This window comes from Maricaulis salignorans (assembly GCF_900103475.1).
In the GTDB taxonomy this organism is placed as follows: Bacteria; Pseudomonadota; Alphaproteobacteria; order Caulobacterales; family Maricaulaceae; genus Maricaulis; species Maricaulis salignorans.
Map to the genome: position 1 here is coordinate 1 of NZ_FNHG01000035.1, position 1612 is coordinate 1612.

At 56.3% G+C, this 1612-nt stretch carries 1 protein-coding gene and 1 pseudogene; both read right to left on the reverse strand.

What is annotated here, in order from left to right; all coding sequences use genetic code 11:
• Positions 1-95 (reverse strand): annotated as a pseudogene (locus BLT42_RS15370) (RHS repeat-associated core domain-containing protein); the annotation flags it as partial.
• Positions 96-761: 666 nt separating this feature from the next.
• Complete coding sequence (locus BLT42_RS15300) at positions 762-1103, reverse strand: hypothetical protein (protein WP_233342543.1); 342 nt, start codon at positions 1101-1103, stop codon at positions 762-764.
• Between the last annotated feature and the right edge of the window lie 509 nt (positions 1104-1612).

The window sequence follows — 1612 nt, forward strand, 5'->3', positions numbered from 1 at the left end:
ACCGGGTCGCCCGACAGGAAGCGTCCGATGGCTGGGTCGTAATAGCGGGCCTGCATGTAGACCATGCCGGTATCGGTGTCGGTGATGTGGCCGGTGAAGCTGTCGCCCTCTTCATTGGCGACGGGCTGCTGGCGCGCTTCGCCGAAGGGCGTGTAGTCCTAAGTCCCAGTAAAAAGGTGGCCACAGCAGGCCGCCACTGGACGTGGTGGCAGCGAGCGGTGAGCCGAGATGGTCACCATGGGTGAAGAAAGCCGCCGTGCCGGACGAGGTCTCGGAGAGCCGCACCACAGTGCGCCCCGCCAGGCGCAGGACGCAATAAATTGCGTGCGCCCCCGTTTATTCGTCAAGTTCTTCTGACAGAGCCCGTTGATCTACGGAAGATTAGGGTCGAGGCACAAGCGTGGCGCCAGCGGAAAGCGAATAGGCGCAATCAAATGTTAGGGAAGAGCGGTCAAGGGGACGGAACCCCAAGAAATACTGAAACCCTTCATCCACGACGTGTACAGAGTAGGAGCTCAAGGAAAATGTTGCTGCTGACCCTTGAGCAGTCTCAGCAGCGTAGCCAGCAGCCGCTAGGAAGCAGGCTTCGATACCGTCGAATATTGTAGGGGTTATGACTAAACCGGGCCCGAGGTCCCGAATCATCGACACTTCAGTCTGACGGCTCCTCAAAGCACGTTCGGCAACTGTCTCAGCAGCGTTTGCGGCATCGTCTTGGGCGATCATCAAGGCAAATATGGCAGTTGAAATCATCACTTAACTTACCCTCCTGGAATTGAACCATGGGTCGTTTCTCTTTGAAATGAATCGCGAATAAAGGGATTGTATATCTTAATTTCGCGTTCTGGTGTTACTACCATTCCAACTACAGCTCGCTCGCGATATGCATCAGTATCAGTGCCACTGAATTCCTGTGCCGCCGCACCACCTCCGGCGCCATGAGAATGCCCGTCAATCAAGGCACGGACAGTGCCTGCCGGCCTTTCAATACCAGACACATTCACTGAATCAGGTTGGCCGGTCGTGATCACGTCGGTTACGCGATTTTCGAGAATAGAAGCTTCTCGACTACCAACCGTTTCAACACCAACCTCAACCTGCACAATCTCGAATGCAACCTCGACATTGTTGGCTATGCTCTAATCTGCGATGGCTTGAGCAATGTCGCTTGTCCTGAAACTCTCAACGACCGTCCGAATATCACCTGAACTTCCCAGTACATCAATTGGGTCGTTGATAACGATCGAACAATTTGTCGCCCCCTCGCAGCTCTCCATCCCCGTCGGATCCGTCGCATTGACCGGATCATTCCCGACATAGGCCTTGGGGAAATTGGCACAGGGGCGGTCGCGGCCTGAGCAACAGGCCTGTCAAGTCGTCATAGTTCAAGCGCGTCCGTCATAGACGCGGGAAAGTGGTGCCTGTCGCCATTAGTTGTCGCCAGTCGGTCCGAGGGGCCAGACCCCGCCTTGAATCCTATGCCGGGATCCGGCCAGACTGGAATTGAGACGTCAAGGGTCCTGACCGCGAAGCGGCGCTTCGCGCCCTTGACGTCTCAACTCCAGTCTGGCGCCCTGCTTGGCAAGGGTTTCAGGGATGGCTCTGCCCGGCG